This is a genomic window from Bradyrhizobium sp. 186, from assembly GCF_023101685.1.
Taxonomy (GTDB): Bacteria; Pseudomonadota; Alphaproteobacteria; order Rhizobiales; family Xanthobacteraceae; genus Bradyrhizobium.
Genome location: NZ_CP082164.1, coordinates 2,582,133 through 2,604,581, shown reverse-complemented (window position 1 = coordinate 2,604,581; position 22,449 = coordinate 2,582,133). Strand labels below are relative to the sequence as shown.

General features: G+C 59.8%; 19 protein-coding genes and 2 pseudogenes. 10 read left to right on the top strand and 11 right to left on the bottom strand.

Annotation, left to right across the window (positions count from 1 at the left end):
• The first annotated feature begins 255 nt into the window (after positions 1 to 255).
• The 7 genes from IVB18_RS12140 (at position 256) to IVB18_RS51575 (ending at position 8,231) form a co-directional block, all read left to right on the top strand.
• Positions 256 to 1,872 carry an ABC transporter substrate-binding protein gene (locus tag IVB18_RS12140; RefSeq protein ID WP_247989376.1) on the top strand — a complete coding sequence of 539 codons (1,617 nt, stop codon included), beginning with the start codon at positions 256 to 258 and terminating at the stop codon, positions 1,870 to 1,872.
• Between the two features lie 3 nt (positions 1,873 to 1,875).
• On the top strand, positions 1,876 to 2,847 hold the full coding sequence (locus tag IVB18_RS12135) for an ABC transporter permease (protein WP_247989375.1): 972 nt from the start codon (positions 1,876 to 1,878) through the stop codon (positions 2,845 to 2,847).
• A gap of 1 nt (position 2,848) precedes the next feature.
• Positions 2,849 to 3,676 carry an ABC transporter permease gene (locus IVB18_RS12130; RefSeq protein ID WP_247989374.1) on the top strand — a complete coding sequence of 276 codons (828 nt, stop codon included), beginning with the start codon at positions 2,849 to 2,851 and terminating at the stop codon, positions 3,674 to 3,676.
• Positions 3,673 to 5,289, top strand: a complete 1,617-nt coding sequence (locus tag IVB18_RS12125; RefSeq protein WP_247989373.1) for an ABC transporter ATP-binding protein — start codon at positions 3,673 to 3,675, stop codon at positions 5,287 to 5,289. Before IVB18_RS12130 ends, IVB18_RS12125 begins: the two co-directional genes overlap by 4 nt.
• Entirely contained in the window at positions 5,286 to 6,470 is a 1,185-nt protein-coding gene (locus IVB18_RS12120) for an amidase (protein WP_247989372.1), read from the top strand. Before IVB18_RS12125 ends, IVB18_RS12120 begins: the two co-directional genes overlap by 4 nt.
• A 22-nt stretch (positions 6,471 to 6,492) precedes the next feature.
• Positions 6,493 to 7,506: an alpha/beta fold hydrolase gene (locus tag IVB18_RS12115; protein ID WP_247989371.1), complete on the top strand. Its 1,014-nt coding sequence runs from the start codon at positions 6,493 to 6,495 to the stop codon at positions 7,504 to 7,506.
• Positions 7,507 to 7,994: 488 nt separating this feature from the next.
• Positions 7,995 to 8,231, top strand: coding sequence for a DUF2934 domain-containing protein (locus IVB18_RS51575; RefSeq protein ID WP_346732663.1), 237 nt, complete (start codon positions 7,995 to 7,997; stop codon positions 8,229 to 8,231).
• 128 nt (positions 8,232 to 8,359) lie between these two features.
• Here IVB18_RS51575 and gcvA read toward each other — a convergent pair whose 3' ends face one another.
• Complete coding sequence (gcvA, locus tag IVB18_RS12110; RefSeq protein WP_247989370.1) at positions 8,360 to 9,238, bottom strand: transcriptional regulator GcvA; 879 nt, start codon at positions 9,236 to 9,238, stop codon at positions 8,360 to 8,362.
• Positions 9,239 to 9,337: 99 nt separating this feature from the next.
• On the opposite strand from gcvA, the gene IVB18_RS12105 reads away from it, so the two are divergent.
• The gene (locus tag IVB18_RS12105; protein ID WP_247989369.1) at positions 9,338 to 10,849 is read left to right on the top strand and encodes an MATE family efflux transporter; all 1,512 of its coding nucleotides are present in this window, start codon (positions 9,338 to 9,340) and stop codon (positions 10,847 to 10,849) included.
• Positions 10,850 to 11,609: 760 nt separating this feature from the next.
• Here the strand turns inward: IVB18_RS12105 and IVB18_RS12100 are convergent.
• The 5 genes from IVB18_RS12100 to IVB18_RS12080 all read right to left on the bottom strand — a co-directional run bounded on the left by IVB18_RS12100 (position 11,610) and on the right by IVB18_RS12080 (position 15,755).
• Positions 11,610 to 12,527 carry a glutamate cyclase domain-containing protein gene (locus IVB18_RS12100; protein WP_247989368.1) on the bottom strand — a complete coding sequence of 306 codons (918 nt, stop codon included), beginning with the start codon at positions 12,525 to 12,527 and terminating at the stop codon, positions 11,610 to 11,612.
• 146 nt (positions 12,528 to 12,673) lie between these two features.
• A complete protein-coding gene (locus tag IVB18_RS12095; protein WP_247989367.1) occupies positions 12,674 to 13,525 on the bottom strand; it encodes a transporter substrate-binding domain-containing protein in 852 nt (283 codons plus the stop codon).
• 56 nt (positions 13,526 to 13,581) lie between these two features.
• Positions 13,582 to 14,259 (bottom strand): amino acid ABC transporter permease, encoded by a 678-nt coding sequence (locus tag IVB18_RS12090; RefSeq protein ID WP_247989366.1) that lies wholly within the window; start codon positions 14,257 to 14,259, stop codon positions 13,582 to 13,584.
• Positions 14,260 to 14,268: 9 nt separating this feature from the next.
• Positions 14,269 to 14,970, bottom strand: a complete 702-nt coding sequence (locus IVB18_RS12085) for an amino acid ABC transporter permease (protein ID WP_247989365.1) — start codon at positions 14,968 to 14,970, stop codon at positions 14,269 to 14,271.
• A 5-nt stretch (positions 14,971 to 14,975) separates the two neighbouring features.
• Positions 14,976 to 15,755 carry an amino acid ABC transporter ATP-binding protein gene (locus IVB18_RS12080; protein ID WP_276581215.1) on the bottom strand — a complete coding sequence of 260 codons (780 nt, stop codon included), beginning with the start codon at positions 15,753 to 15,755 and terminating at the stop codon, positions 14,976 to 14,978.
• 520 nt (positions 15,756 to 16,275) lie between these two features.
• Here IVB18_RS12080 and IVB18_RS12075 point away from each other — a divergent pair.
• Positions 16,276 to 17,124, top strand: coding sequence for a GntR family transcriptional regulator (locus tag IVB18_RS12075; RefSeq protein ID WP_247989364.1), 849 nt, complete (start codon positions 16,276 to 16,278; stop codon positions 17,122 to 17,124).
• Positions 17,125 to 17,192: 68 nt separating this feature from the next.
• Here IVB18_RS12075 and IVB18_RS12070 read toward each other — a convergent pair.
• From IVB18_RS12070 to IVB18_RS12050, 5 genes and pseudogenes are all read right to left on the bottom strand, one after another.
• A pseudogene (locus IVB18_RS12070) lies at positions 17,193 to 17,653 on the bottom strand (RidA family protein).
• Positions 17,654 to 17,721: 68 nt separating this feature from the next.
• Positions 17,722 to 18,813, bottom strand: a complete 1,092-nt coding sequence (locus IVB18_RS12065; RefSeq protein WP_247989363.1) for an alanine racemase — start codon at positions 18,811 to 18,813, stop codon at positions 17,722 to 17,724.
• Positions 18,814 to 18,866: 53 nt separating this feature from the next.
• On the bottom strand, positions 18,867 to 19,982 hold the full coding sequence (locus IVB18_RS12060; RefSeq protein WP_247989362.1) for an amidohydrolase family protein: 1,116 nt from the start codon (positions 19,980 to 19,982) through the stop codon (positions 18,867 to 18,869).
• Positions 19,983 to 20,052: 70 nt separating this feature from the next.
• A complete protein-coding gene (locus IVB18_RS12055; RefSeq protein WP_247989361.1) occupies positions 20,053 to 20,925 on the bottom strand; it encodes a transporter substrate-binding domain-containing protein in 873 nt (290 codons plus the stop codon).
• 14 nt (positions 20,926 to 20,939) lie between these two features.
• Positions 20,940 to 21,044, bottom strand: a pseudogene (locus IVB18_RS12050) (ATP-binding cassette domain-containing protein); the annotation flags it as partial.
• Between the two features lie 377 nt (positions 21,045 to 21,421).
• Here IVB18_RS12050 and IVB18_RS12045 point away from each other — a divergent pair.
• Entirely contained in the window at positions 21,422 to 22,423 is a 1,002-nt protein-coding gene (locus tag IVB18_RS12045) for a LysR family transcriptional regulator (protein WP_256476722.1), read from the top strand.
• Positions 22,424 to 22,449: the final 26 nt, after the last annotated feature.

The following is a 22,449-nucleotide window of genomic DNA, read 5'->3' as shown; positions in this document are numbered from 1 at the left end:
AATTTTTGTCTAATCAGCAGACCATTCGGGACCTCCAACGATAGCTCTACGCTAATAGCGTCGGTTGAAAACGTCCGCTTCGCGCGCACCTCAATCATGGCCTTGCGATGTGGCTCGACATATTCGACGCACTGTCTCTTCGCCACTTGAACCAAATAGCCGTCGCTATGCTTCACTTTGCCGTGGCCCGGTTGCCGCAGCGGCAAAAGTGGCATGCCAATTGCTAGATTGCGAACAACATAGTGGAGCTCGCATTTGAACAAAATATCACGCCGTACCGCTCTGGCTTTACCGCTCGGGTTAGCCGCATCGTCCAGCACCATCTTCAACGGTTTGGCCAAGGCCGATCAGCCGGTGCGTGGTGGCACGATGGTGATGATCGTGCAGCCCGAGCCCTCGACGCTCGCTCACTATGCCGTAACCGCCGGCAACATCCCGCCCATCGCCACGCAAATTTATGAAGGTCTTGTGACATACGACTGGGATCAGAATCCTCAGCCCAATCTCGCGACCTCTTGGGAGACCGCGCCCGACGGAAAGTCCATCACCTTCAAGCTGCGCGAAGGCGTTGTATTTCACAACGGCAAGCCTTTCACGAGCGCCGACGTCCAATTCTCCTTCATGGAGATTTTGAAGAAATACCACCCTTTCGCGCCGCTCCTGCTCGCCGAGCTGACGGGCGTCGACACGCCTGACGAAAAGACTGCGGTTCTGCTTCTCGCCAATCCCGCGCCCTATCTCATGAAGGCGCTCGCTGGGCGCGATCTGCCGATCATGTGCAAATCGGTTTTCGAGGGAACGCAGATCCTGCAGAATCCGTCGGCCAACAAGCCGATCGGCACGGGGCCGTTCAAATTCGGGCAATGGGACCGTGGACAGTTCGTGCGGCTCGACCGCAACGACAAATACTGGAAGCCGGGGCTGCCCTATCTCGACCATATCATCGCGCGTTTCATCCCCGATGCCGCGACGCGCTCTGCCGCGCTCGAGACCGGCGAGGCGCATTTCGCCGGCTACAGCGCCGTGAATTACGCCGATCTCGCACGGATGAAGACCAACCCGATGCTCGATACGACGATGAAAGGCTATGAGATGACGCCCGCCTTGAGCGTGCTCGAACTCAATGCCAAACACCCGCCGCTCGACAAGAAAGAAGTGCGCCAGGCCATCGCCTATGCGATCGATCGCAAGGTGATCCTGCGCGACGTCATGTATGGCTACGGCAAGCCCGCTACAGGCCCGCTCAGCAGTCTGTTCAAGACCGTCGGGTTCTATACCGACGATGTGCGAAAATACGACGTGCCCGACCGTCTCGACATTGCCAACAAGCTGCTCGACGGCGCGGGCCTGCCGCGCGGCGCGAATGGCATGCGCTTCGGCATGCATCTCGAGGTCAATTCATTCGGCGAGCAATGGCTGCGCCAGGCCGAATATCTGAAACAGGCGCTCGCGATCGTCGGGATCGATCTGACGCTGCGTTCGGAAGACACCGCCACTTGGTTGCGGCGCGTCTATACCGATTACGATTACGACATTAACGAGCCCTTCCTGAGCCAGGGCGTCGATCCGGTCTACGGTCTCAACAAGCAATATCTCACGTCGCAGATTCGCAAGGGTGTGACCTTCGTCAACGACAGCTTTTACGCCAATCCGGAATTCGACAGCATTCTCAACGAGGCCATGCGCGAGCCGGACCACGACAAGCGTGCCGCACTGTACAAAAAGGCGCAGCAGATCCTTGCCGAGGATTGCCCGCTGGTCTGGCTCATCGACGTGCAATATGTCTCGGTCTTCAATCGAAAGCTTCACGATCACACGACCGGGCCGCTCGGCACGCAGCAAGCTTTCGAACGGGCCTGGCTGGAAACGTAGACCGTGCGATTCGCCCGCTATATGGGATACCGACTCGTCACCGCGCTGCCGGTGATCTTCGGCATCATTGTGCTCAACTTCCTGTTGATCCATCTCGCGCCGGGCGACGCGGCTTCCGTGCTCGCCGGCGAGAGTGGCGCTGCGACGCCCGAATATATGGACGCGCTGCGCCATAAATTCGGCCTCGACCAATCGCTCGGCATGCAGTTCGTGACCTATATCTCGAACATGGCGCATTTCAACCTTGGCTATTCCTACCGCAACGATGCCGATGTCAGCAGCCTGATTCTCGAACGGCTCGGGCCAACCAGCCTGCTGATGTTGACGGCGTTCGGCACCGCTGTGGCGCTCGGCATCATCCTCGGTCTGGTTGCCGCGACCGGGCGCAATTCCTGGCGCGACAACATCATTTCACTGATCAGCCTCGTCGCCTATGCGACGCCCGGATTCTGGCTCGGGTTGATGATGATCGTGATTTTTTCGATCGGCCTCGGCTGGCTGCCGACAAGCGGATTCGACACGGTCGGCGCCGGTCACGAGGGCTGGGCCGAGGTTTGGGACGTCGGTCGCCATCTCGTGATGCCCGCCGTCTCGCTCGCGCTGTTTTACCTCGCGCTTTATGCGCGCCTCATGCGATCGTCCGTCCTGGAGCAGACCGGCATGGACTACGTCACGACGGCGCGCGCCAAGGGCCAGACCGAGCGTCGCATCATGACGGGTCACGTCCTACGCAATGCGCTTTTGCCTATCGTGACGATCGCCGGCGTTCAGGCCGGCAATCTGATCGGCGGCTCCATCGTCGTGGAAACCGTCTTCGGCTGGCCAGGCATCGGCACGCTTGCCTTCAACGCGCTGCAATCGCGCGACCTCAATTTGCTTCTCGCAATCTTCTTCATGTCAGCCTGCCTGATCGTGATCATCAACCTCGCCGTCGACGTGATCTACGTCATGCTCGACCCGCGCATGGAGATTTGACATGTGGGCGGGCTTCGCGCGGTTCGCGCGCAACCGGATGGCACTGTTCGGCGCAGCCGTGCTGCTGTGCCTGCTCCTGCTCGTCGTGTTCACACCGGTGATCTACCCCGATGATCCGTTCAAGCTCGTTGGACCCGCCTTGCAGCCGCCGGGCGGGCGCTTTCTGCTCGGCACCGACACGCTCGGCCGCGACGTCGCGTCGGAAATCGCTTACGGCGCGCGCACCTCGCTCATCATCGGTGTCGGTGCGACCCTCGCCGCAATTGTCTTCGGCGCGGTGGCCGGAGGGGTCGCCGGATATTATCGGGGGCGCACCGAGACCGTGCTAATGCGCATCACGGAATTCTTCCAAACCATCCCGGCCTTCATCTTCGCTCTGTTGATCGTCGCTATCCTCTCACCCTCGGTCTCTAGCGAGATCATCGCAATCGCCGCCGTCTCCTGGCCAAGCATCGCGCGACTCGTGCGCGGGGAATTCGTGTCGCTCGGCGGCCGCGAATTCGTGCAGGCCTGCGCGGGCCTCGGCGCGAGCGATGCGCGCATCATCTTCAATCACATGCTGCCGAACTGCGCCTCCTCCATCATCGCGGTCGGTTCGCTGCTGATCGGCACCGCTATACTGCTCGAAGCCGGATTGGCGTTTCTGGGCCTCGGCGATCCCAATGTCATGAGCTGGGGGTTAATCATCAGCGCGGGGCGCGCGGTGCTGCGCTCGGCCTGGTGGATCTGCACCTTTCCGGGCATCGCCATCCTGCTCACGGTGCTCGGCATCAATCTCATTGGCGACGGGCTCAACGAAGCCCTCAATCCGAGGCTGCGTGAGCGATGAGCCAGACCGTCCTCGAACTTGAAAAGCTCACGATTTCTTTGCCGCCCGGCGCCGACCGGGCCAATGCGGTCAGCGATGTCGATTTGGTGCTGCGCGCCGGCAAGGTGACATGCCTGATCGGCGAGAGCGGATCGGGCAAATCGCTCGTCGCGCGTTCGATCCTTGGCCTGCTGCCCCGCCCGCATGTCCGCGTCGGGAGCGGCCGTATCCTGTTCGAAGGCCAGGATCTCGCCGTCGCGCCGCAAGACAAGATGCGCGCCATTCGTGGCGCAAAAATCGGCATGATCTTCCAGGAGCCGATGACGGCGCTGAACCCGCTGCACACGATCGGCCGCCAGCTCGATGAAGTGCTGCGCATCCATGCGCCGCTTGGAAAAGCTGCACGCCGCGCCCGCGTGCTCGAGCTGATCGACAGAGTTCATCTGCCGGAACCCGGCCGCATCATCCGTTCGTTTCCCCACCAATTGAGCGGCGGTCAGCGCCAGCGCGCGATGATCGCCATGGCTTTGCTGCTCAATCCGCGCCTGTTGATCGCCGACGAGCCGACGACGGCGCTCGACGTCACGACCCAAGCGCAGATCCTTTATTTGATCCGCGAGCTCCAGCGCGAGCACGGCACATCTGTTCTCTTCATCACGCACGATTTCGGCGTCGTCGCCGACATTGCCGATGAGGTCGCGGTGCTGCAGCGTGGTAATTTGGTCGAACGCGGCACCGCTGGCGCCGTGCTCGGCGCGCCGAGCCATCCCTATACCAAGGCCTTGATCGCCGCGGTGCCAAAGCTCGGGCCGCCAGCGGCGCGGCCGGCGAATACGCAACCGTTCATCGTCGAGGCGCGCGATATCACCAAGACCTATGGCACGCGAGGCCTGTTTGGCGGACGTGTCACGCGGGCGCTGGCCGGCGTAACGATGGAACTGCGCCGCGGCGAGACGCTCGGCCTCGTCGGGGAAAGCGGCTCCGGCAAGAGCACGATGGCGCGCGCGATCACGCGGCTGCTACCGATCGACGGCGGCGAAATTCTGCTTGGCGGCGCAGATATCGCCAAGCTCTCGCGGCGCCAGCTCCGCCCGGTCCGCAAGCGTGTGCAAATGGTGTTTCAGGATCCCTACGCTTCGCTCGATCCGCGCCAGCGCATCATCGACATTATCGCGGAGGGTCCCATCATCCACGGCACCCTGCCCGCCAAAGCTTGCGAAGAAGCGCAAGCGCTGCTTGGCCTCGTCGGGCTCGACGCTTCCGCCGCACAACGTTTTCCGCACGAGTTCAGCGGCGGCCAGCGCCAGCGGATCGGCATTGCCCGCGCGCTCGCGTTGCATCCGGAAGTGCTGGTCGCCGACGAGCCGGTCTCGGCGCTCGACGTGTCGGTGCAAGCGCAGGTGCTGGCTCTGCTCGCCGATATCAAGGCGCGGCTGCATCTCAGCATGCTGTTCGTGACGCATGATTTGCGCGTCGCGCTGCAAGTCTGCGACCGCATCGCCGTGATGAAACAAGGCGAGGTGGTCGAGATGGCGCCGACCGCCGAGATCTTTTTCAACCCGAAGCATTCCTATACCAAGGCATTGTTCGCCGCCGTGCCCGGGGGCACCTGGCAAGACCGGAAAGCGTCATGACCTCGACCGCAGCTTTTGTGCCGGGTTCGCGCACGCAGGTGCCGGGTGCGGCGGCGGGGCCACTCGCCGGCCTCAGTTTCGCGGTCAAGGATCTGATCGATGTCGCCGACGTGCCGACCGGCGGCGGCAATCCCGACTGGCCCCGCTTCGCCGCAACGCCGGCCCGTCACGCATGGGTCGTGCAGACCCTGCTCGATGCCGGCGCTTCAGTCGTGGGCAAGACGATCACCGACGAAGTATCGCTCGGCATTCTCGGTGAAAACGCGCATGACGGCACGCCGTTGAACTCGGCGGCGCCCGGCCGCGTGCCGGGTGGCTCGTCGAGCGGATCGGCCTCGGCCGTCGCCGCCAAGGCCTGCGATTTCGCGCTGGGCACCGATACGGGCGGTTCGGTGCGCGTGCCTTCGAGCTTTTGCGGCCTTTACGGCATCCGGCCGACGCATGGGCGGATCGATTTCACCGGCATTGCCGTGCAGGCACCGGGCAGCGATACCTGTGGTTGGTTCGCGCGCGATGCCGCGACGTTCGCGCGGGTTGGCGAGGTTTTGTTCGGAAGTGCCCTGCCCGCCACGCTACCGACGACGCTGTTGGTGGCCGCGGATGCCTTTGGCTTCGCGGATGAAAATGTGCAGCAGGCGCTCGCGCCTTCCGTCGGCCGTCTCGCGGCGCTGATCGGCCAACGGCGCGATGTCACCTTGGCGCCGCAAGGCCTTTCGGTCTGGCAGCGGGCGCAACGCGTGCTGCAAGCAAGCGAGGCCTGGCGCACGTTCCAACCCTGGCTCGATGGCCAGAATCCGCGGCTTGCTTTCAGCGTGGCGCGGGGCTTGTTGCAGGGCTCTGTCATGACCGATGCGGAGCGTAACGCCGCGAGCCTGATGCGGATGGAAGCCCGCGCCCGGCTCCGCATGCTGCTGCCATCAGGCACGATCCTCTGCCTGCCGACGACGCCGTTTCCGGCGCCGCAGAAAGGTCTGCCGCTTCACCAACTGGACCCCATGCGCGAACGCATCAGCTGCCTGACCAGCCAGGGCGGCCTCACCGGCGTGCCGCAGGTCAATCTTCCGAGTGCCACGGCCGATGGCGCGCCGGTGGGGCTTTCGATCATCGGCGCTCGCGGGTCGGACCTCGACCTTCTGCGTGTTGCTGTTGCTTTCGAAGCGCAGGCCGCCGAGAAGGCGTAGACGGATCCCCTGGAGAAAAGCGATGAGTTTGGAGAATGAGACGGACAGCTTTGCACTCGGCGATTTTGCCGTGGAAAAAGGCGGTGTGATACGCGAGGCCCGGCTCGCCTGGCAACGCTTTGGTACGCTCAACGACAAGCGCGACAATCTCATTCTCTACCCCAGCAGCTATTCCGCGCGTCTTGCGGATATGTCCTGGCTGATCGGACCGGAAGGCGTTCTGGATCCCACGCGCTGGTGCATCATCGCCGTGGGCATGTTCTCGAACGGGGAATCGTCCGGCGCGGCGGAGACGTCGGATTATCCCGCGCTTGTCACCGTCGCCGACAATGTGCGGGCGCAACACCGTCTCGTCACGGAAATGGTCGGCGTGGACAAACTCGCCGCCGTCTATGGATTTTCGATGGGCGGTATGCAGGCCTATCATTGGGCGGCGCTCTACCCCGAAATGGTGGAACGCGCCTTCGTCGTCTGCGGTAGTGCCCGGACGGCCGATCACAACAAGGTTTTTCTGTCCGGCCTATTGCGCACGCTCGAAGCCGCGCCCGAGCATACCGGCAATGGTCGCTTTTCAAGCGAGCCAGTGCTGGCACTTCGAGCTTTTGGCCACATTTACGCCGGCTGGGGTCTGAGTCAGGATTTCTACCGTGCCGGCCTCTACAAAAGCGCGCTTGGCGCACCAGATCTCGAAACCTTCGTCCGCACCAATTGGGCCGAGCGGTTTTCGCAATGCCGCGCGGCGAACCTCTATGCGCAGGCACTCGCTTGGTTTCACTGTGATATCAGCGACAACACTCTTTACAACGGCGATCTCACGCAAGCGCTCCAGTCCATAAAGGCACAAATGCTCCTAATGCCGAGCGAGACGGATCTCTATTTCCGCGTTGCGGATAATGCGGCCGAGCTTCCCCATCTTGCAACCGGAACCCTGCGCTCGATCCCGAGTGTGTGGGGTCATCGCGCGGGCAATCCGAGCGCCAATCCGGCAGATGCCACCTTTCTCAAGGCGTGGGTCGCGAACTTGCTACTGGGGTAAAGCCTGGCTCTTGGGCAAGCAGCGAAACGCGCGGGCCACAAACGCAGCCTGCTTTGGCTTTGGTTTGAACCCCAATAAAGCTCCCACATGCGCCTTGGCCCGGCGCTCGGCGTCCCGCGCCCAGCTTTCCGGCGGGGAGAGCCGCCGGTCGATCAGCGCCTGCCCTAGTGACCAAATTCGGTTTGGCCAACACGGCCCCCTCAGTGATTGTCACGTTTCGGAGCCAATATGTCGATCAGCGTATCAGGCCAAAGCGCAAGGCCGTGATCAGAATGAGGCTATTGGCACGAGTGTCAAGGATGTACATCAGCGCGCTTGGCCAGAAGATTCTGCCAACCAAATATTCAAGAGCATCTTAGATGCCTATGAAGGTAAGACGCCCTGCCGTAGCCGATCTTGGTCCCGAAAGGGATGCCCGTTCATCTGTTCGCGTGTTTTCCTTTTGTTAAACGTGTGCGCCAAAATTGCTTCCATCGAAAACGTAGGAGCTGCACATACAGGATCTGGAGCAGTCCATTCGAGAACGTGCGTACCATTTGTGGATCGCTGATGGTTGTCGCGATGGACGGGCCGACACACACAGGCTGGCTGCACAGCGCGAAGTCTTGGCGAGATCTCTTGGAGGTATCGCCCGTGTGACGATTGCGGAGACACCCGCCGTATCCACCCCATCCGACAAAAAGCCGCGGGAGGCTAAAGCTGTTTCAAAGGCAAAAGGAAAATGACGCGCGGCTTAAAGGAAAGGTCCAGCCCGCTGCCGCAGAAGGTGTGCTCGACTAACGCGTCAGCGCCGTCTCAAACCTGTCGATCGGGGTGAGTGACCGCTTCGCGCCAGAAGCGGCCCTTCAGCTTCCTAAGTACGATGGGCCTCTTCGATCAGCCAGTCCCGGAAAGCTACCAAGGCTGGATTGGACTCTGAAGCTATCGGGTAAACCGCATAGTGGCAGTAAGCAACGCGCAAGCTGTGTTCGGACAGGCGAACCAGCTTTCCCGCCAGAATATCCGATCGTGTGACCGACAGGCGCCCGAGCGCAATCCCCTGTCCTGTCAAGGCGGCCTCCATCAGCGCGTTCGTATCGGTAAATGAGGTGCCTGCGATATCGCGATCAAGCTTCAAACCAGCAGACCTGAACCAGGCGCGCCACGACAAGTTGCGGTCGATCAGCAGCGGCTGCGATAACATCGATGCGGGATCTTTTGGCAGACGGCCCTCGTTCAGGCTGGGGCTGCACACCGGAAAAAATTCTTCATTGAGAAGCTTGATTGCCCGCAACCCTTTCCAATCGCCCGTCCCGAACCGGATCGCGATGTCGACGCCGTCCGATTTGAAATTGGCCAGCGACTGACCGCTCTTGATGTGCAGATTGATGCGCGGGAACCGGGCCTTGAAACGTGGAAGGCGCGGAACCAGCCAGCGCGCTGCCATGACCGGCAGCAGGCTTACAGTAATTTCTGCGTCGGTCCGGTGTGTCTTGATGCTGCCGAGCGCTGCACCCAATTCCGAGAAGGCGTTCTTGACGCCTGCCTGCAGTCTAAGTCCGCTCGACGTGGGCACCATTCGGTTGCCCCGCCGCTCGAAAAGCGTGAGGCCCAGCTCTTCTTCCAAATGCCTTATGCGCTGGCTGACGGCGCTGTGCGTCACGTGCAACTCGCGCGCCGCTTCGGAGTAGCTGCTGTGGCGGCAAGCAACCTCGAAAACCCGCAATGTTTCCAACGGCGGTAATGGTGCCATTCGCAGGTTGTTAGAAGCGCTAACAGGCGCTGTCAAATCTTATCGTTCGATCTGCGGCCTTGTCAGAAGTAGTCGTCAGGCTCTGAATGGAGCACTGCCATGCAAGCTTCCCGCGACATGTCATGTCGAACTGACGACCTTTCGCTATCGGACAAGTGCAGCCGGGAATCGCGCGATGCTGCCGTCGGATTTTCTGCAATCGCCGCGCGGGCCATCGAGGGCTGCCAGCACAAGGAAGCGAACCGGCAGCCTGGCACCCAACCCGCTGATCTTGACGCCCGCTCCCGCATGCTGCTGGAGAAACCGATCGTGCCCACGATCATGCGGCTTGCAATCCCCAATGCCACCGTCATGGCCGTTTATGTCCTGATCGGATTGCTCGAAGTCTATTTTGTATCGCGACTGGGACTAGATGCTCTTGCCGGTGTCGCGCCGGTTTTTCCGCTCGTTTCGCTGGTCGCGTCCATCGCCCAGGGCGCGATCGGCGGTGGCATCGTCACGACCGTCGCACGCGCCCTTGGGACCGGCCGGATCGGCGACGCAAGTGAATACGCGTGGTACGCTGTAGCCCTGAGTATTCCGTTGGGCCTCGCCACGACGGCCGCCATGGTTGTCCTGGGTCCAAGCCTCTACGGTTATATGGGCATCTCTGGAAACGCTGTCGCGATCGCCGTCTCCTATTCATCCACCATTTTCGCGGGCGCCACGCTGATCTGGATGTTCAACTTCTTGATGGCGGTGGTTCGTGGCACTGGCAACTTGCGAGTCCCGGTGATCGTGGTCTGTGGCGGAGCTCTCATTCTTGTCCCGCTTTCGCCGGCACTGATCTTTGGCGCCTTTGGTTACCCAGGGCTTGGTCCGTCGGGCGGCGCCGTGGCGATGCTTGTGTATTATGCCTTGGGAACGCTTGCCTACGCAGCCTATCTTTGGGGCCGGCTCGGCATCCTTAAGCCGTCATTTCATGTGCCAAAACTCTCCCTCGGGCCAACGCTGGCGATTCTCCGCATCGGCGGAATGTCGGCCATCGTCTCAGCCAGCACCAATCTGACGCTCGCGATCGTGACGGTCTATGTGGGAATGAGTGGGATCGAGGCTTTAGCCGGCTATGCCGCGGGCTCGCGGCTCGAGTTTCTTTTGGTCCCGCTTTGCTACGGCATCGGCGGTCCGGTCGGAATCGTGATAAGCGCAAACCTTGGCGCCGGTCAGATCGAACGAGCCATAAAGGCGGCTTGGGTTGGTGTGCTGATGGCCTTCACGCTGGCCGAATTGATCGGACTAGCCGTGGCTGCTTTTCCGCAACAATGGATCGGAATATTTAGTCAGGACCCGTTAGTGCTGCAAGTCGGCGCAGAGTACCTGCACCGCGTCGGGCCCTTTTTCGGATTTTTTGGGCTCGGCTATGTTCTTTATTGCGCGGGACAAGCGACCAGGCGGATGGAAGCCTCCGTCCTCGCCGCTCTGCTCAGGGCCGCCATCGCGGTGCTCGGAGGCTATGTGGTGGTCCGGTTAGAGGCCGACGTTACCTGGAATTTCGTTGCCGTGGGGTTGGGAATGGTCGCTTTCGGCCTGTTCGCATTGCCACCCCTGATCAGACGCTCCGGCTATGAGTAACACGCCATTCTATGGAGGTCTGATTTGGCAGCGAGCCGAGATGACACTCCAACCAATGACCACGGCAGCAACTCTCAATGCTCTACGGCATCGACCAATCCGGCGACGACATCGCGTGAGCATTCTTCGAGGTCCTGTATCACACGCCGACGATCAGCTCGGCGTCTCACAAGAGCGGTACCTACGGGAGGAACGCCAATCTCGATAAATTTGATGCGGGGGTTGGAATAGTAGTGCTCTGCTCGCGCACCCACGATGACGACGGCCTCGCCGGATTCAACCACCGCAAGCCGTCGTTAGGTCGCGGCCGAACATAAGAATATCCGCGCTTCGCGTCATTCAGGCACACATTGATCGTGAAAGACACGAACTGCCGACCTACGGTTTAGGAAACCATTCTCTTGTCAGTGTCGTCAATGCCTTAGGGGGCTCGTGTTGCATATGTGTTGCATGGCGAAGTAAAAACAACGAGCGGTGAACCGAAGCCTATACCCTGAGATAGGGCGGAGAGAGATCCGGAAGACGTTTCGGACCATCCCAAGTACGAACGAAACCAGCAATTCCTTAGAATGGTCGACGGCAGGCCAGCTAAACATCCACCCCACGCTCGCGCATTCGAACACATTCTTTGGCGTCTGGCTTTGGGCGGACTGCACCAAGGTGTCCGGATTTGATTTGCGTCATGCACAACTGTCTGCGAGGTGCCGACGGCGACGACAAAATGTAAACATCCATCAGGCTCCCGCCCGCCGTCGCCTCGTCAGGCCACGACCGCGGCAATCTCCTCGAGCAGAATCGCATGTTGTTCCCAAGGGATTCTGTCAACGGTCATTTGTGGCCGTCCTGGACTATCTACCCGGCTGTCATCCACCGCCTGCCCAATCTCGACGGCTGCCGACAGCAGGCGATGATCCATATCGCGATTAAAATGACGCAGCAGCGCGGAGGCTTTCTCCGGTTGCAGGCAGGCCATGGCCGCGAGAAGCCCATAGCCCCCCCAATTCGATACCCCGGCCACGATAAGGTAATCGGCTGGCGTCGTTGCAGCGATGACTCGGCCGTTGGGTATTTCCGTCTCGACGACGTCCGCGGGCAAAGACCCCATGCCGATCTCATTGCCACCATCGCCAATCCCGATGGTGGTCCAGCGCCGCTGCCAGGTCAGATCGTCAAAAAGGAGATGCAGCGGAGCGGTCTCACCGGACATATCCCATCCATGTTCACGATGGGGTTTACCATCGGCCGCAGGCGAGACGCGCTCGATAGCAATGAGATGAGTGATCGGTCGATCAGCACTTTCAAGAGATTTCCGCAAACGGTATACTGATCTCTCGTTCGTTGCCGCCACCTCGAGGTCAATCTGTTCCGGAACGGCGTCGACCACGGCCCATACCGCCTTTGCGCAGGGAGCGTCGGTGATAACCGTAACCGGTATGCCCGCGCTTGCGAGCCCGGCAGCGAGATGCCCCATTCCTATCAGACCATCCGTCTCCGGCGACGGCGGGGTTGCATGCTGAATAAAAAAGCCGGTTACGATACCGACGTGGGCGTCGGGCGTGTTCAGGATAGATTCCGCCGCCTTTTGAAGATTCCCCTTCATCAATTGCGTCATTCGAGTGATGTCGCGCTTGACCCTGCGCCCAACGATAGCCTCGATCCGACTGACATTCTCGTTCATCTTGACAGCATTGCCCTCTTAGAGTTGTTCCGCGACCAGAGCGAACGTGTTTTGACGAAGTGGCGGCTGGTTGCACAAGCGTAGGGATGCCCGGCTCTTCTTTCAGAGCGGAGGTTGTAATATTTGCATTCCGGCCGCCTATCGACCTAGAGAACTTCGCTGGCATACTTGTCGAAGAGCCGCTGAACTTCGCCGTTCGCCGCAATGAAACCGCACCACGTATCGAGAAAGTTCTTCCAGGCAACATCGCCGTGACGGATCATCCATGTGTTTGGACGCTTATCGAAGGGATTTTTAGAGTCAACGATCACAGCCCATTCCGAATTCCGCTTGGCAAGAGCAAGTGCTTCGGTGTCTCCAACGATGCACGCGTTGACACGGCCCGCACGCACGGGTTCGGCGGCCATGGAGTATTGGCCGGCCACGGCCATGAACTTTGCCTTGGGAAAAAGGGGCGGCATCCGCTGCTCATCGCTTGATCCCCCGTTGACGGCGATCGTCACATCCGGGCTGTTGAGATCCGCTGCGGTCTGGTATTTGCCCGCGTCCGCCTTGCGAATGACCGCCAAGCTCCCCTTTGACCACAGAGGACCGACGTAGTTGCACACGGTAGCGCGCGGCACCGTGTACGTCGCAGATGAACCGAACAGGTCATAGTCACCTGAACGCAGGCCGATCGTGGAATTGGCGAAAGTTACCTCATGCCAATTCACGGCCATCTCGAGGTCCTTTGCCAGAAGCTCGACAAGATCCTTGTAGACGCCTTTCAGCTCACCGCTTTTAGCATCCTTGTAGAACCATAGGGGGAGTTGGGCATAGCCCACCTCAAGAGCTCCGCCTTTTTTGATCTTGGCCAGCACCGACTTTGAATCGATACCGGATTCGAGAAGCTGCGCGTGCGCATCTCGGATCATGCTTCCGAGCGCGGCCGCGCCTGTGCCGACCGCAAGCGCACCGGTCAACAACGAGCGCTTTGTGACATCTAATCGATCTTGCATCATCATGCTCCTTGAGCTTTTGAGACGGAACCGAACCTGAGAGTTGGGATGTTGTTCTATCGGCTGCTCGCAATTCCGAATTTGGTTTGGAAGTAAACGTAGGCGCAATTCGCTATTCTGGAGATCGCAAAGAGAAGCGCGAAATACGTCAGAGCAATTGTGGTGAGAACCTCGATTGGCTCGTACCACTGATTGACGATCTTCAACCCCTGATACATCAGGTCAGGAATCGCGATGATGGAGACCAGCGTTGATGATTTCACGACAACAGCGAGTTGATTCACCACCAACGGGGCAACCACGAGCCCGACCTGCGGCGCTTCGATCCGGGACACGATACGCCAACGGCTCATCCCGACGGCCAGCGCAGCCTCACGCTGGCCTTTCGGCAACCCTTCAAATCCAGATCGAAATGTCTCCGCAAGATAACCGCTCGACTGCAACGCGAGCGCGATGACGCCCGCGCCGGTCACTGTTTGCGGAAATCCGAAAACTTCCGGCCACACATAATTGACCCATAACAGTTGCACCAGGATCGGAGTCGCGCGACAAAATTCGATATACCCGATCGCAACAACTCTCGCATATGGCAATCGCATTCGAATCAGGCACGCAATCAGACCCAGCACGATCGCCAGCAAGAACGCCCAAAAGCAGACATATGCCGTGACCCAGAGCCCATCGAGCAGGGTGCCGGCGTTGGCCAGCACGAAGCGATTGAAGTTTTCAATCACGGCAGCCCCTCATGCCCAGCCCCGGCGGCGCCAGCGCTCCGTCAGCCGCTGGAACAATTGGGTCGCAAGAATAATGACGATACAGTACAGCAGCGCAGCACCGGTATAGAGAGGGACAGGCCTCATCTCCGCGACGCTGATCATCGAGACCTGGTACATGATGTCCTGCACCGCTATCAACGAGACGATCGTTGTTGATTTGAACAACGAGACCAGTTGATTGACAGCCTCGGGAAGCATCCTGCGCACGGCCTGCGGCAATACGATCCGGCGTAGCGCCGTAAACCCCGACATTCCGAGCGAGAGAGCGGATTCTGTCTGGCCGTAGGAGACTGAGCGTAATCCGGCACGCACCGTCTCGGACAGGAACCCGCTGTAGGCAACACCGAGGCCCATGACTGCCGCGACATGAGGACTGAGATTGACCTTCGTTCCCAGTGCCGTACCGATTATCAGGGGAAGGACGAAGTAGACCCACACCAGAAGCACGTATTCCGGCGTGTTCCTGTAGAACTCGGCGTAAGCGATGGCCGTCCAGCGAACGGCGCCGTAACGACTGAGGCTTGCGATTCCGACCGCGAACGCGAGGAGAATTGCGAGAACCGCACTTTCAACGAAGATGATGATGTTCTGCAGAAGTCCCGTCAAGAGAACGGCGCGATATTCCCAGAACAGCGCGGGATCAAATACATTTTGCAAGGCGACAAACACGGCGACTAACTGAGCGCTGACGATATAAATCGTTGACAGCGCTCGCTGGAAGGAGCGCTGAATACCTGTGCGGCGGTGCCATCCTCCTCGACCTTGCCATCATGGAGAAAAATGATCCGGTCGGAAGCGTCGCGCGCGAAGCCCATTTCGTGCGTCACGACCAGCATCGTCATTCCCTCTCGTGCCAGATCGCGCATCACTTCCAACACTTCGCCCGTCAGCTCCGGATCGAGCGATGACGTCGCCTCGTCAAACAGCATCACCTTCGGCTGCATGGAGAGCGCACGCGCGATCGCAACTCTCTGTTGCTGGCCGCCCGACAATTTCGCGGGGTATTCGTCTTTCTTGTTCAGCAAATTGACCTTGGCTAGAAAGTGCTGCCCGATATCGACCGCCTCCCTGCGCCGCATATGCTTGACCTGAATCAGCGCCTCAATCACGTTTCCCAAAACCGTCATGTGCGGCCACAGGTTGAATTGCTGAAATACCATGCCGAGCTTCGATCGCATTCGCGCGATATCCCTCGGAGACGCTCCCGATTTCCGCTGGCCGTTGGGCGCGATCGAAGGACCGATAGCTTCTCCATCGACAAAAATATCGCCGGATGTCGGACGCTCCAGATAATTCAGGCAGCGCAGAAAGGTACTCTTTCCAGATCCGCTTGCTCCGATGATGCTGAGCACGGATCCCGGCGACACATCAATCGTGATGCCCCGCAGCACCTCCACGGACCCGAATGACTTGCGCAAGTCCTTCACCCGGATAATTGGCCGATCTCCATCCACGACTTACTCTCCAACTCCTTCAGGGATCCAACACGCGAGGGTCCGCCGGACTTGCATTCACCGAAGACGGCAATATAACCTAGGCTTTTCAAAGTATATGTCGCATATATTTCTGTCAACGATGATAAAAGTGCGGATGCTGCTCAATTTCCTTGCACGATCGGCTGCGGTAAGGGCATCGGGGCAAACCCAACCGGAAATGCGGAAGGTCACCGATGAACGATCGAGCCAAACCCGTGCGTATCGCCCCTTTTGAGGTTGTTAGTTTCTTGTTTTCGTTGAACCCCACGTATCGCGAACACTTCCTTCTGACCCCGCGGATGTCCGCTTGACCGGAAGATTAGACATGAGCCCTTCAACCGCTGCGCCTCAACACAGCGCTTTCAAAACTCCGCGGAGAGCAAGCAATGAGCCTTTTGAGACTGAATATCTGCCGCGCTGGTATTGCTTGGTCCGGTAGCAGCGTGTTGAGCGCGGGCGAGATAGGAAGCTGGAGCAGCTCGTTGGCAAAGGAGCGCGCATGAAAAATTCAAAGACTGCCCATTCCTCGACCAGTCCGCAGGCCAGGAGAGGTGCGGCGCGCGGCTCCGCAAAGGGCACCTCGCGCGAGACGGTGAAAAAGCGCCGCGGTGCTTCGCAAACGGAGGCGGCGGTCGACCTCATACGATTGAAAATTATTGATATGAGCCTGGAACCAGGAAGCAAGCTCGACGAGCCGCTCCTCCGCAATCATTTCAAACTCGGCCGGACCCCCGCGCGGGAAGCCATCAGTCGCCTCGTTGCCGAGGGTCTCGTAACCATTTTCCCAAATCGGGGCGGTATGTTCGTTCGCGGACTGGACCTTATCGAAATTGGTGAAGTCATGATGGCTTACCAATTGGTCGAATCCGTCCTTGCCCAACTCTGCCGTTTTGCGGATCAAAACCTTGTCGCGGACCTCGAGGAAATCCAGGCGCGATACACGCATGAGGTTCGAAGAAAATCGTTCCTTGGCATCACGTCCGTGAACGAAGAGTTTCATCTCAGGATGCATCGTTCGATAGGCAACGCATTGTTTTATGAATTTGCGCTTTCAACCCATCGCCACGTCAGACGGTTGCTGGTCTTGATTTATAAAATCGAGAACACTGAGAGGAATGTCCTCGAATCGCAAATGGAGATCAACATCGGCGAGCATGTGGGGATCATAGATGCGATTCGACATGGCGACCGCGCCAAATTGAATCAGCTTCTTCCGGCCCATGCACAACAGGCTCAGATGCGACTCACACGCATCCTTAGCGAAAAACGGGTTCCTCCACTCACCGTGGACCGATTAACGAACGAATTTTTTGGCAAGAAGCGCGACTTTCAGGCCGACCGAGGCTGAACGTTTTGGGCTCATCGGAAGGTCCCTGCCGAATCTGTCGTATTGGAGAAGATTGCGTGCGCGCGGTCTCAATCGACGAGCACGACTGCTCCGACTTCGACCGACATACCGTTCGGCAGGGAGCCCATGCCGACGGCAGATCGGGCGTGGCGGCCCGCCTCACCGAGGGCTTCCGAGAACAAATCGGAGCAGCCATTGATGACCTGCGGATGCGCTGCAAAATCCGGCTCTGCGTTGACCATGCCGAATAGCTTCACTACCGCCGAAATGCGACTGAGTTCCCCGACCGCCATTTTAGCGGCGCCGAGCAGGTTGAGCCCGGCCAGTCTCGCGTGCTCATAAGCCCTGCTCGGTCGTAAGGTTTCGGCCGACGCGGCCGATGTGGAACGTGCCGTCGGCCTTCTTGGGACCTTGTCCGGACAGGAATAGAAGATTGCCGGCCCCAGCGAAACGGAACGTAGTTGGCCGAGGGAACGATCGTCGGCGGCAGGACGAGCCCCATCGAGGTGAGTTTTTCTTCCGGCGTCATTGCGCTCATCTCCATTGCGGCACGTCGTTCGGGGGTGTGACCTTTTCCATAGGTCGAGGTGGAATTGCCTATCTGGCGCTTCCCATCTGGGGGCGGCGTTCCCAGCGCCCGTCAATCGTCTTCACCAGGGCACTGTCGTAGAGATAGGCCGTGGTGCAGGCGTGCTGCGGGATCAGGAGAACCCGGTCGCCTACCGACAAATTGTCTCCCTCCACAACGGTGTGCTCCTCGTTCATGAGCAGGACGCGGCCATTCCATCGGAAGCGATCGGCCAGCGGCTTGTCCGGGGTGATCGCTTTACAGCCGGCATCCAGCGTAAGGGTACCGGAACGGGCCGAGACGACACTCGCCAGTACGAAGGCAGCGGGCTGCCAGCCGATATGCGCCAGCTCGACATCATGCTGCGCGCTGGAATAGGTCCAGCTGCCGGGGGACACATAGGCAGCCACGTCCGCCGGCCAGATGTCGAAGGTGTAGCTGCCGCCCGCGACGACATCGGTCTCGATCCCCTCGGATCGCAGCACATCTCCGAGCCTGCATACCTTCGCGCACAGTTCCCGGACCTGGGCTCTGCGCTCGGCATAGGTGCCCTTCACGTGGCCGTCGTAAACGTGCCAGCCAGCGAGGAGCCTGCACGCGTGGACGGCGCGCGCCAGGGGCAGCGCTACTTCCGACATCGGCATCCCGGTGCGGCCAAGCCCGGGATCGAGATCAATGCGCAGACTTATGTTGCTATCCCCGCCGGTCAGCAGGGTTTCCCAAATTTCGAGAGCGGCGAAGGAATCGACGACGCCGACAAATGTGGTGCTCCGGTGTTTGCGGGCGAACAACACGAAACGCGCGATATTGGCTCTGCTGGCGGTCGGATAGGCCCAGGTGACATTCGGCGCACCCGCGCCGACGGCCATTTCGACCTCTGCGACCGTCGCCGCCTTGAAGGCGCGGACACCCTGCGACAGCAGTAACTCGACAATCCACGACGCACGATGCGTCTTGAGGTGCGGCATCAGCCGATCCATGCCGCCGCAGGCTTCCGCCGTCTTCCGCAGATTGTGTCGGACACGCTCCTCGAAGATGACAAAGGATGGCGTTTCGGTGCTGTCGGGCGGCAGTTCGGGCCCTGTGCCCGTCGTTACGGGCTCGATGAGATCGTGCTCCACGTGTGATTTCCTCTGTAGGCCGAGCCGCTCGCGGTGGGCGTCGGATGGCATTGTCAGGCGGCGACCGAGCGCTTGCGGATATCGATGGCAAGCATCGATTGCAGGTTCCCACCAAGGACCGCGTCCTTCTCGCTGGAGCTCAGGAAGCTGCAGTGACGGCGGACGTAGTCCAGGCTCTGGGTGTACGTGCAGAAGCGTTCGACATTCGGCATGTCGGAGCCCCAGATCAGCTTGGACGCACCGAACAGATCGCGCATGCCGCGCACCAGTTCCTGCGCCTGCGGGTAGGGATATTCCCACGCGCCGCCCCAGGTGATGGGGAACATGATCTCGATCAGCAGACTGTCGTGCCGCATGGCGGCGAGCACTTCGTCTGGGAAATGCCATGCGCCCGATTTGCCAAAGAAGCCGACGGGAGGGCCCATGACCAGCACCCAGCGAATGTTGATGTAACGGTTCATCAGGCCGTGCAGCCGCACAAGATTCCTGATGTAGCTCACCGCGTCGTAATCGGGGATCGCGGTGATCTCGAAGAACACTGGCAGGCCGGCGGAGTCGATCTTCGACCAGAATGCATCATAACGGGCATCGTCGAACGTGACGTCGAACCCGTAGCGGGCGAACGCGTCAAGCGCAAAGTACACGCCTTTCAGTCCGAGATCGCGATGGGCGCGGTCGAACTCCGCAAGTGCCGCATCGGTGAAGGCACGCGGCTCATCGACGTTCAGCAGGGCCGTGAATTTGTCAGGATACTGGTTCTGGGCGAACGCGTTGTAGTCGTTCATCGCGCCATAACCCCACCCGGTTTGCAGGATGCAGTGGTCGACGCCCGCATAGCTCATCTGGGCCAACATCAGCTCCGGCGGCGCCACGATCTGCTGCATCCCGACCGGCATATATTGGGAATGATAGTCCTCGCCGTCGATCGTGAAATCGAGACGCCCATAATTGCCCACCCTGAAGTCGACGTCCTTGAGCCCCACCCACGAATTGTCGCCTTCCCGGAACAGCATCGCCCCCGAGACCTCCTTGCCGTCGCGCGCCCTGAAAACCCGGGCCGAGGTCCGGGTCTGAACCTTCTGGATATATTTGCGGTGGATCTCGCTCGATGGATGACCGCAGGCTCCAGCCCAGTGCTGGAAGACATGCGCGTGGCAATCGATAATCATCATTTCCTCATGCAATGCAGGTAAGCGGCACGCTCCCCGTGGCGAGGGCCGCGGTCTTGATCCGAGGGACTCAGGCGAGCTCCGCCAGATACTTGTCGTAGAGACGCTTTACTTCGCCGTTGGCGATGACGTAGGAGGCCCAGAAATCCAGGAAGTTCTTCCACGCGACATCACCGTGGCGGATCAGCCAGGTGTTGGGACGCTTGTCGAAGGGATGTTCCTGGTCAACGATATGAGCCCAGGCGCCATTGCGCTTTACGAGCGCTATGGCGTCGCTGTCACCCACGACGTAAGCCGTGGCACGCTTCGCGCGCACCGGCTCCGCAGCCATGACCTGCTGACCGGCGATGGCCATGAACTTGGCCTTGGAGAACATCAGCGGCAGACGCTGTTCCTCGCTCGAGCCTGCGCTCACGGAAAAGGTCACATCCGGACTGTTGAGATCCTCGATCGTCTTGAACTTCTCAGCATCGTCATTGTGCACGATGGCGTGGCTGCCCTTCACCCAAAGAGGTCCGACGAAGTTGCAGGCGAGGCCGCGCGGGATCGTGTAGACGGCGGACGATCCGAACAGATCGAAATCGCCCTTTCGTAGGCCCACGGTGGCATTGGCAAAGGTAACCTCCTGCCAGGCCACCGTCATTTCCAGGTCACGAGCGAGCATGTCGACAAGTTCCTTGTAGATGCCTCGCAGTTCGCCACTCTTGGCGTCCTTGAAGAACCACAAGGGCGTCTGCGCGAACCCGACCTTCAGGGAACCGCCCTTCTTGATCTTTGCGAGCACCGAGTCCGGGGGAATTCCACTCTCGAGCAACTGCGCCTCGGCTTCCTGCGGGGGCGCGACGATAAGGGCCACACCCGCGCCCACGACGGCCGCGCCGGTGAGCAACGACCTTCTGCTGAGGTCGGAGGCTTCCAGTCTGTCCTTGATGTCCTTCGTCATCGCCCATTCTCCTAGTTCAGGCAGCACAGGAACGTGCTCTTCCCCGACCCGCTCGAGCCGGGAAGCGTCGTCACCCTGCCCTGCTCGACATCGCGTGAAATGTCTTTCAGGACTTGCAGGACTTGCGAATGTCACGGCGACTTGCAGAAACGCTTATCGTCGGAGCTGAGGGTGCGATGTCTCTCTTGTCGGGGCTGACAATCAAACCTGCGCAACATTAGAGATTTCAATTTTATCGGCAAGGGCGTCGAGCGGCTGGTTCACGCCGTCTCGATCCCAAAAACACTGATCATATGCTATTGGCGCCGCTTCCACCCACCCTCTAAGTATCAGCCAACGCTATATCTTTCTTGGAATAATTCGCGTCATCCCCGCGTGATATAGGCTGACTGCCTTATCGAGGCGCAAGTTGAGAATAGCCAATTTTTGTACTAAGCATTCTCTTTTCTTATGATGCTGCGTTAGATAGACGGCGGTGCCGTCATGGCCGAGCCACATGAAACCATTTTCTGGATACGACTTACGGACGCTCGAAATCTTCACGCAGGTTTGCGAACTCCGCAGCATGACGTTAGCGGCCCAGAGGCTGGGCATGACCCAGCCCGCCGTCTCCCAAGCTATCCGACATCTGGAGGATGTATTGGGCGTCCCCCTGGTCGACAGGCGATCTCGCCCATTGATCCTGACCGCCGCCGGCGAATGGCTGACGCGCACCGCAGGTCAGGTTCTGCAGGATGCCAAGCAGATCGCTCTGACCATCCGCCAGTTCGGAGAGGGCCGCGCTCTGCGGCTCAGGATCGGCCTCGTCGACTCTCTGTCAGACCCATTCGTGCCGGCGATGATGAGACGGCTGACACCAACGGTCCATTATCTGTCGATATCGTCCGGGCTCGCACGCACGCTACGCGCCGGCCTGATCGACCGCAGCCTTGACCTCATCATCACGAATGACCCGTTGGATGACGTCAGCGAGATCCGCAAAATCCCAATTCTGACGGAGCCTTATCTGCTGGTCGTGCCAGCATCGATCAACGCCCAGGACGTCAGCCTCGCCCATCTCGCGTCCGCGATGCCGCTTATTCGTTGGAACGCCCGGTCCCAAACGGGCGCGGACATCGAACGGCAACTTGGGCGTCTCAGGATCGACCTCAGCCGGCAGTTCGAATTCGATTCCGCTCGCACCATTCTGGGAATGGTGGCAGCGGAGCTTGGCTGGGCGATCATGACGCCCCTGTCGATTTTCGAGATGACCCCCGTTCTGAACAAAGTAAAGTTACTACCGTTTCCGGGGCCGTCGTTTTCGCGAACTGTCGCAGTCGCCGTTCCGCTAGGCGAAAACGAAACTATTGCCGAACAAATTGGGCGGGTGTCCGTGAAGTTATTGCAAGATCTTTATGTCCCGGAGATGTTGGACGCCCTTCCATGGCTGGCGTTCGACAAGGCCAAGGACGGGAAATCAATTCGTATCGGGAGCAGAAATGATCTGGCTACCCATTAGATCCTCGTTGAAACTCCTTTCCTTCA

What these genes read in the sequence shown, in the direction of transcription:
- IVB18_RS12125 (WP_247989373.1), top strand. Translation starts at nt 3,673, where the DNA reads ATGAGCCAGACCGTCCTCGAACTTGAAAAGCTCACGATTTCTTTGCCG.
- IVB18_RS12055 (WP_247989361.1), bottom strand. Translation starts at nt 20,925, where the DNA reads ATGACGAAGGACATCAAGGACAGACTGGAAGCCTCCGACCTCAGCAGA.
- IVB18_RS12115 (WP_247989371.1), top strand. Translation starts at nt 6,493, where the DNA reads ATGAGTTTGGAGAATGAGACGGACAGCTTTGCACTCGGCGATTTTGCC.
- IVB18_RS12060 (WP_247989362.1), bottom strand. Translation starts at nt 19,982, where the DNA reads ATGATTATCGATTGCCACGCGCATGTCTTCCAGCACTGGGCTGGAGCC.
- IVB18_RS12095 (WP_247989367.1), bottom strand. Translation starts at nt 13,525, where the DNA reads ATGCAAGATCGATTAGATGTCACAAAGCGCTCGTTGTTGACCGGTGCG.
- IVB18_RS12045 (WP_256476722.1), top strand. Translation starts at nt 21,422, where the DNA reads ATGAAACCATTTTCTGGATACGACTTACGGACGCTCGAAATCTTCACG.
- IVB18_RS12130 (WP_247989374.1), top strand. Translation starts at nt 2,849, where the DNA reads ATGTGGGCGGGCTTCGCGCGGTTCGCGCGCAACCGGATGGCACTGTTC.
- IVB18_RS12105 (WP_247989369.1), top strand. Translation starts at nt 9,338, where the DNA reads ATGCAAGCTTCCCGCGACATGTCATGTCGAACTGACGACCTTTCGCTA.
- IVB18_RS12100 (WP_247989368.1), bottom strand. Translation starts at nt 12,527, where the DNA reads ATGAACGAGAATGTCAGTCGGATCGAGGCTATCGTTGGGCGCAGGGTC.
- IVB18_RS12075 (WP_247989364.1), top strand. Translation starts at nt 16,276, where the DNA reads ATGAAAAATTCAAAGACTGCCCATTCCTCGACCAGTCCGCAGGCCAGG.
- IVB18_RS12120 (WP_247989372.1), top strand. Translation starts at nt 5,286, where the DNA reads ATGACCTCGACCGCAGCTTTTGTGCCGGGTTCGCGCACGCAGGTGCCG.
- gcvA (WP_247989370.1), bottom strand. Translation starts at nt 9,238, where the DNA reads ATGGCACCATTACCGCCGTTGGAAACATTGCGGGTTTTCGAGGTTGCT.